The 7,779-nt window shown below is 36.5% G+C and carries 7 protein-coding genes and 1 pseudogene; 1 reads left to right on the forward strand and 7 read right to left on the reverse strand.

Going from position 1 to position 7,779, the window contains the following annotated elements:
- The first annotated feature begins 1 nt into the window (after position 1).
- On the forward strand, positions 2-766 hold the full coding sequence (locus AACY61_RS05695; protein ID WP_339610621.1) for an ATP-binding cassette domain-containing protein: 765 nt from the start codon (positions 2-4) through the stop codon (positions 764-766).
- A gap of 4 nt (positions 767-770) precedes the next feature.
- Here AACY61_RS05695 and AACY61_RS05700 read toward each other — a convergent pair whose 3' ends face one another.
- The 7 genes and pseudogenes from AACY61_RS05700 to AACY61_RS05730 form a co-directional block, all read right to left on the reverse strand.
- Positions 771-2,165: a DUF389 domain-containing protein gene (locus tag AACY61_RS05700; RefSeq protein WP_339610622.1), complete on the reverse strand. Its 1,395-nt coding sequence runs from the start codon at positions 2,163-2,165 to the stop codon at positions 771-773.
- A 12-nt stretch (positions 2,166-2,177) separates the two neighbouring features.
- Entirely contained in the window at positions 2,178-3,215 is a 1,038-nt protein-coding gene (locus AACY61_RS05705; RefSeq protein ID WP_339610626.1) for a mannose-1-phosphate guanylyltransferase, read from the reverse strand.
- A gap of 51 nt (positions 3,216-3,266) precedes the next feature.
- Positions 3,267-3,872, reverse strand: coding sequence for a SprT-like domain-containing protein (locus AACY61_RS05710; RefSeq protein ID WP_339610623.1), 606 nt, complete (start codon positions 3,870-3,872; stop codon positions 3,267-3,269).
- Positions 3,873-4,553, reverse strand: a complete 681-nt coding sequence (locus AACY61_RS05715; protein WP_339610627.1) for an SDR family oxidoreductase — start codon at positions 4,551-4,553, stop codon at positions 3,873-3,875.
- A 119-nt stretch (positions 4,554-4,672) separates the two neighbouring features.
- Positions 4,673-6,304 carry a pyruvate dehydrogenase complex dihydrolipoamide acetyltransferase gene (locus AACY61_RS05720; RefSeq protein ID WP_339610624.1) on the reverse strand — a complete coding sequence of 544 codons (1,632 nt, stop codon included), beginning with the start codon at positions 6,302-6,304 and terminating at the stop codon, positions 4,673-4,675.
- A gap of 3 nt (positions 6,305-6,307) precedes the next feature.
- On the reverse strand, positions 6,308-7,309 hold the full coding sequence (gene pdhA, locus AACY61_RS05725) for a pyruvate dehydrogenase (acetyl-transferring) E1 component subunit alpha (RefSeq protein WP_339610625.1): 1,002 nt from the start codon (positions 7,307-7,309) through the stop codon (positions 6,308-6,310).
- 157 nt (positions 7,310-7,466) lie between these two features.
- Positions 7,467-7,779 (reverse strand): annotated as a pseudogene (locus AACY61_RS05730) (cytidine deaminase); the annotation flags it as partial.

The raw sequence follows: 7,779 nt of genomic DNA on the forward strand, positions 1-7,779 counted from the left end.
GATCAAAGTAATAGACATCCACAAAAGTTTTGGAGAAGAAGCCGTTTTAAAAGGAATTTCAACCACTTTTGAAAAAGGAAAAACCAATATTATTATTGGTCAGAGTGGTAGTGGCAAAACAGTATTTATGAAATGTCTTCTCGGTCTTTTTGAGCCCGATTCAGGAGAGATTATATATGAGGGTACTGCCATTCACGACATGAATAAAGACGAGAAAAGTGATTTGAGAAAGCAAATGGGCATGCTTTTTCAGGGGGGTGCTTTATTTGATTCCATGAACATTGAAGAAAATGTAATGTTTCCTCTTTTAATGTTCAGTAAAAAAAGTAAGAGTGAAATGCTGGACCGTGTGAATGAGGTTTTAAAAAGGGTAAATCTTTTGAATGTAAACAAAAAGTTGCCTGCTGAAATTTCAGGTGGAATGCAGAAACGTGTGGCCATTGCACGAGCAATAGTTAATAATCCAAAATATTTGTTTTGCGATGAGCCCAATTCGGGTCTCGACCCCAGGACTGCCACTGTAATTGACAATCTAATTCAGGAAATTACCGAAGAATATGATATCACAACAGTCGTTAACACCCACGATATGAATTCGGTTATGGAAATTGGAGAAACGATTATTTTCCTAAAAGATGGAAAACTAATGTGGAAAGGTAATAAACATCAAATATTTAAAACAGATAATGAAGCCGTTACAGACTTTGTGTACTCCTCAGAACTGTTTAAAAAAATTAGAGTTGCGCAAAATATTGAGAGTAAATAATATTTTACTGTTCCCTGATTTCAATATTTTCTTTATCTAATTTAAAGGCCAACCAATTTTTTATTTTCTCGTTGTTTGAGTTTTTAAGTTGTCTAGAGACGTTATCATTCCAGGAAACAGTAAAAACCGGAATTGTATCTATTTCCTGAAAATTGGATACTAAGGTATTTGAAAACGATATAGAATTTAAGTCTTCATAATTTATTTTTATTTCCTTAATCAATTCTTCAAATGGTATGTCGCCAGTAGTGAGTTTGTTTATTTGATTTTCAAGGTTTTTAATTTTGGTATCCCTAGACTCCAATGTTTCTAAATTTTTGGAAAACATTTCAGAGAGTGTCACATAATCAGTTGAAGAAAACTCAGTATCATCTTTTGTTTGTCTAACTTCGAGACTTACATCTTTAAAGTTTTTATCATTTAAAAGTTTCGTTTGCCAGGTATTGATTACAGGTTCCGGAACCACTTCCCCCCCCAGATAAACAGTAATTGTATTTTTATCAAAATCGCTATCATATCTAAATAAATAAGAGTCTTCATAGAATATATTTTCAGCAATGAAGGTTTCTACATTTGTAGTGAATATTTCTTTTTGAAGTAACTTCCAAAATAGGAGTGTACTGGGTATCATCACTATAATGGCTATGGTTGTGGCAATTTGAGCAATTCTTTTACGGCGCTTTGAGTTGGCATATTTCACTAATGGAAACCCCAGTAATTTTGCAACTACAAAAGCTGATAAGGCAATAAAAATGGAGTTGATTGTAAACAAATAAAAAGCACCTCCAAAATATTCAAAATTACCTACAGCGAGGCCATATCCGGCAGTACAAAGTGGCGGCATCAACGCTGTTGCAATCGCCACACCAAATATCACACTTGCTATTGTTCCTTTTTTTGTTTTTGCTACAATCAATGCCAAACCACCAAAAATAGCTACCAATACATCGAGAATTGTTGGGTATGTTCTGGCCTCAAGTTCGGGGGTGAGCTTTGTTAATGGTGAAAGCAAAAAGTACAAATAGGCTGTTAGAATACTCAGCCCAATCATTACACCCAGGTTTACAAGCGATCGTTTAAGGGTATCGATATCATTGATTGCTACTGATAGTCCAACCCCTACAATTGGTCCCATTAAAGGAGAAATTAACATCGCTCCAATTACCACTGCAGTACTACTAACATTTAAACCAATGGAAGCTACAAATACAGAAAAGATCAAAATCCAGGCATTGTGGCCTTTAAATGAAATTTCTTTTTTTATCGTTTCAACCGTTTCCTCTTTATCAGTATCGTGTCTTATATCGAGTAGTTCTGAAAGAAACACTTTGATGCCTTCAAAAGTTCCCTGAGCATTTTTTTTTAATTCCTTTGTAGAATTGGTATCGTTTGTATTCATAATTTCAGGTCATTAATTGAACTTTTTCTTTGCCACTTCACGTATTTGCTTTATTTCCTGTTCTTTGTCTTTAGGTACAATGATAAGTGTTTTTCCATTATCTACGATGATATAATCCGTTAAATTACTCAGAACTACCAGTTTGTCTTTTTCAGTATGAACGATGTTATTTTCAGATTCCAGGAACAGTGTTTTTCCTCCTATTGTTACGTTATTATGTTTGTCTTTCTGAAGCTTTTCATACAAAGAACCCCAGGTTCCCAAATCATTCCAGTCAAAGGTTGCCGGAAGCATATAGACTTTTGGGGATTTTTCCAAAATGGCATAATCGATTGAAATGTTTTCAGCTTTTTTATAATTTGATATTATAAAATTGTTTTCGTGAGCTGTGTTGTAGTATTCTTTTCCATTTTCGAATAAATGAAATAAATCCGGTGAAAAATTTTCAAAAGAGCTGATAATGCTCTTTACACTCCACACAAAAATGCCGGCATTCCACATAAAGTTACCTTCTGAAAGGAATTTTTTAGCAGTTTTATAATCGGGTTTTTCTGTAAACCGAAGTACTTTTTTTATTTCGTTTTGCGCTTTTTCAAATTCAATATAGCCATAACCGGTGTTTGGGAATGTGGGCTTTATGCCCAAAGTCATCAACACATCATTATTACTACAGTTTTCAAAAGCTATAATGATGTTTTCCTGAAATGCTTTTTCATCTTCAATCCAGTGGTCACTAGGGGCCACGAGCATCACGGCTTCGGGGTTTTGTTTTTGAATTTTTAATGCCGACAGTAAAATACAAGGTGCTGTATTGCGCATCGCCGGTTCCAGGATCAATTGGTTTTCAACGACTTCAGGAAGTTGCTCTAAAACCAGGTTTTTGTAGCGTTCATTGGTTAAAATCAGTATGTTTTCTGAAGGAACAATTTTTTGCAAGCGCTTAAAGGTTTTCTGAATCAGGGTTTCTCCACTGCCCAAGAGGTCGTGAAATTGTTTAGGGTATTCTTCTGTACTCACAGGCCAGAACCGGGAACCGATTCCTCCTGCCATAAGTACTGCATAATAATTGTTGTTTTTCAAAGCTCTTTTTTATTTTCCTAATCAGCCTTTTTCTTTAAGCAATTCCACTTCGGCATTAGGATTGAACAAATACATTTTTCCTGATTGCAATTCAATACCTTCATAGCGTTTTACGCGTTTTGCTCCTTTTTTAAATACTCTTCCGTTGTAGATTTTAAAAAGTGACCCTTCAGGAATTTCAAAGATATAATTTTTATCGTTTTCAGGGTCGTAATATTTTAGGGCTAACGCAAGTCTTGCATCAGTATCGCTACTAGCTTTTGGATTTTTAAAGTGTTTTGCAACCAATGGCAACAATTGAGCGGGAAAAATAGCCGGATGGATAAAAGGCAACATCAATTTTTGAAAAGTATGTTTCCACTCCTGTCCGTGTGGTTTAATGTTTCTTCCAAAAGTTTCAAATGCTTCAAGATGAGCAACTTCGTGAATTAGGGTAATAAAAAAACGGTATTTATTTGAAGAAGCATTTACTGTGATTTTATGTTGCCCGTTTGTGAGTTTTCTGTAATCACCGTGTCTGGTAACACGTTGATTGACTATTTGCAAATAGACGTTGTTTTTTTTTATCAGCTCAAAAGTTGGTTGAACAGCTTGAGCAGGAATGTATTTTTTAAGGATTTCGGTCATTTAAGGTGTACTACTTGAAACTTGCAATATTTTTCCGTTGTAAAATTTATTTCCAGTTAGAGCAAAATCCATCAAATATGCGGCCATTTCTTTGGCTGTGAGTGGTGCTTTATATCCGGGAAAAGCTTCTTCAAGCATTTCGGTTTGAACGGCTCCCAAGGCCATTGCATTGAAAGAGGGACCTGTTTCTTTGTATTCTTCAGCTAATAGTTCAGTGAGGGTAATAACGGCTCCTTTTGCTGAACTGTAAGCAGCCAATCCGGGAAACTTCATGCTCCCCTGAATTCCCCCCATACTACTAATACTTAGTACATGACTGTCTTTTTGCATAAAAGGAAGGACAGCTTGAGTAATTGCTGCTAAACCAAAAACATTGACTTTGTATACATCCATAAAATCTTGTGAGGTGAGTTGTTCAAAAGGTTTGTTTATGAGTAAGCCTGAGTTATTAATTAACACATCCACGTGCGTCCATTTTTCTTTTACAAAATCAACCGCATTTTTAATTTGCTCCTCATTGGAAAGGTCGCACGAAATTGCTGTTACATTTTCCAGGTGTAGTTTTTTGCAGGGCAATTCATTTCGCGAAAGAGCCAGGACATTATGGCCTTCTCTTGCAAATAATTGAACCAATTCAAAGCCAATTCCACGGCTTGTTCCAGTGATAATGATGTTCCTCACGGTTGTGCTTACTTTTTTCAAGTTGTTCTATTTGTTTATTTAATTGAATTCCTTAAAAATAAAAAAATCCCGTGAAATACTTAGTATAAACGGGATTTAATATTTTATTTCAAAAATGATTAAACAAACATTGTAACAGGATTTTCTATGTGTTGTTTTAATGTTTGTAAATAAGCTGAACCGGTTGCGCCATCAACCGTTCTATGGTCACATGCGAGTGTAACGGTCATTACGTTTCCAACTGCTATTTGACCATTTTTTACAACGGGTTTTTGAACGATAGCACCCACAGACAATATAGCTGAATTAGGCTGGTTTATGATGGATGTAAACTCTCTAATTCCAAACATACCCAAATTAGAAACAGTAAATGTACTGCCCTCCATTTCCTCTGGTTTTAGTTTTTTGTCACGGGCTTTTCCGGCAAGTTCTTTTACGTTTGCACCTATTTGAGAAAAACTCAATTGGTCTGCAAATTTTAGCACTGGAACCACCAGTCCTTCAGCAACTGCCACAGCAACTCCTATATGAATATGCTTTGCGATTATTGTGGTATCGCCTTTCCATTGTGAGTTCACTCTTGGATGCTTTCTCAAAGCCATGGCACTGGCCTTTACAATTATATCGTTGAAGGAAATTTTTCCTTCACTCATTTCGTTGATTGCTGTTCTTGAAGCAATGGCATTGTCCATATCGAGGTCAATGGTTAGGTAATAATGTGGTGCTGTAAATTTAGATTCACCCAATCGTTTTGCGATGGTTTTACGCATTTGGGAGTTTTTCACTTCTTCAAACTCTTCCTTACCTACAGGGGTATACGCTTGTATATTTGCCCCGGGTTGGTAGTTTTCAATATCTTTTTTTACAATGCGTCCGTTTTCACCACTGCCCTTTACTTGCGAAAGATTAATCCCTCTTTCTTCGGCTATTTTTTTAGCCAAAGGCGACGCAAATATTCGTTCTCCTGAACTTGAAGTTTGTGTTGAAGGTTGTTTAGATTCAGAAGGTTTATTTTCTGATTTTACCTGTGTGGTTGTTTCTGTTTTTTCTTCTGAAGTTTTTGCAGGAGCTTTCTTTTTACTTTCTGAGGTTTTTAGCTTTTCAAGTAATCCCGAAACATCTGTTCCTTTTGGACCTAAAATGGCCAAAATAGAATCTACAGGAGCAGACTCACCTTCCTCAATTCCAATTTTTAAAAGTGTTCCGCTGTAAAAAGATTCAAATTCCATGGTGGCCTTATCGGTTTCGATTTCGGCAAGAATATCACCTTCAGAAACTTCATCGCCTTCTTTTTTGAGCCAGGATGCTACAGTACCTTCGGTCATTGTATCACTCAAACGTGGCATTGATATGATTTCAATATCTTCTGGTAATTCAGTATCTTCTGATGCAACATCAGTTTTATTCTCCTCTTTTTGCTTTTTGTCTTTATTTGACTCTTCAGTGTTTTTATTTTCTTCTTTTGAATTCGGTTCTTTTTTTGATTTGTCAAGCAGTTTAGAAATATCTTCTCCTTCTTCACCAATAATTGCCAACAGTTGATCTACAGGTGCTGTTTCACCTTCATCCAGGCCGATATGGAGTAAAGTTCCTTCATAGAAGGATTCAAATTCCATGGTGGCTTTATCGGTTTCGATTTCAGCGAGGATATCTCCTTCTGAAACTTTATCTCCTACTTTTTTTAACCATTTTGCAACCACACCTTCTTCCATGGTGTCGCTGAGTCGTGGCATGTTGATTATTTCTGCCATAATTTATTCAGGTTTATGTGCTAAAAACGGATAATCTTCTTGTTGATAGACAGTGTCATACATCACATTGGATTCAGGGAATGGTGATTCTTCTGCAAATTTTTCGCATTCTGCCACACGTTCTTTTACACGTTTATCGATGGCTTTGATTTCGTCATTGGTTGCATACTTTTTCTTTTTGATCACATCCAGCACCTGTGTGATGGGGTCAATTTTCATATATTCTTCTACTTCTTCTTTTGTTCTATAGAGTTGGGCATCACTCATTGAGTGACCACGGTAGCGGTAGGTTTTCAATTCTAAAAACGAAGGTCCTTCGCCTTTTCTGGCTCTTTTTATTGCTTTATCCATTTCTTCTGCAACTTTTACGGGGTTCATAGCATCTACAGCCCCACAAGGCATATCATAGCCTAAACCAAGTTTCCAGATTTCAACGTGATTTGCAGTTCGTGCTACTGAGGTACCCATTGCATACCCGTTGTTTTCAACACAGAAAACTACAGGTAGTTTCCAAAGCATTGCCATATTGAGTGTTTCGTGAAGAGAGCCTTGTCGTGCAGCTCCATCGCCTAAAAAAGTAAGAGTAACAGCGTCTCTTTCAAAGTATTTATCTGCAAAAGCCAGACCTGCTCCTAAAGGGATTTGTCCTCCAACAATACCGTGCCCTCCATAGAAACGATGTTCTTTTGAGAAAATATGCATCGAACCTCCAAGTCCTTGTGAAGTTCCGGTTGCTTTTCCATAAAGTTCTGCCATCACTTTTTTTGGATCAACACCCATTCCAATTGGTTGAACGTGATTTCTATACGCTGTAATCATCTTGTCTTTTGTCAAGTCCATCGCGTGTAAAGATCCCGCCAAAATTGCTTCCTGACCGTTGTAAAGATGCAGGAATCCTCGTACTTTTTGCTGGATATACACTTGCGCCAGTTTGTCTTCAAACTTACGCCAGAAGAGCATTTCTTCATACCAGTTCAGGTAGGTTTGCTTTGTGATTTTTTTCATAATATGATTCTAATATCGATGCAGTCGTTTTATTCATAAAACCTAGAGAGCAAAAATACTACTTTAGTTAGTAATAAAAAAAGTACTACTAATTAAAAATAACTGAAAGTTAAATAATGAATGTGGGATTCCTGGATTTTTAAATTAGAATAAAGATTTAATCCAAATTCTTTTTATCAAACAGCAAAGGCAGCAGTGCTTTGATTGAATCTGCTTTATATATAGTGCCGGTTTCACCCATAAAGTAAATTTCAATGGGTTGGTTTTGATTTATTTCATACTCAGCAATTGCTTGTCTACAGGAGCCACAGGGGGAGATGGGCTCTTTTAGTTCTTGTTTTTCTGATCGTGCTGTAACCACAAGTTGTTTAATTTTATTTTGAGGAAATTGAGCATTGGCATAAAAAACGGCCACCCGTTCTGCACACAAGCCGGAAGGATAGGCTGCGTTTTCTTGATTATTTCCAGTG

Origin of the sequence: uncultured Planktosalinus sp., from assembly GCF_963973675.1 — a bacterium.
Lineage (GTDB): Bacteria > Bacteroidota > Bacteroidia > Flavobacteriales > Flavobacteriaceae > Planktosalinus.

Bases quoted from the DNA above. Each gene is read 5' to 3' on its own strand.
- AACY61_RS05700 (WP_339610622.1), bottom strand. From the start codon at position 2,165: ATGAATACAAACGATACCAATTCTACAAAGGAATTAAAAAAAAATGCT.
- AACY61_RS05705 (WP_339610626.1), bottom strand. From the start codon at position 3,215: ATGGCAGGAGGAATCGGTTCCCGGTTCTGGCCTGTGAGTACAGAAGAA.
- AACY61_RS05710 (WP_339610623.1), bottom strand. From the start codon at position 3,872: ATGACCGAAATCCTTAAAAAATACATTCCTGCTCAAGCTGTTCAACCA.
- AACY61_RS05720 (WP_339610624.1), bottom strand. From the start codon at position 6,304: ATGGCAGAAATAATCAACATGCCACGACTCAGCGACACCATGGAAGAA.
- pdhA (WP_339610625.1), bottom strand. From the start codon at position 7,309: ATGAAAAAAATCACAAAGCAAACCTACCTGAACTGGTATGAAGAAATG.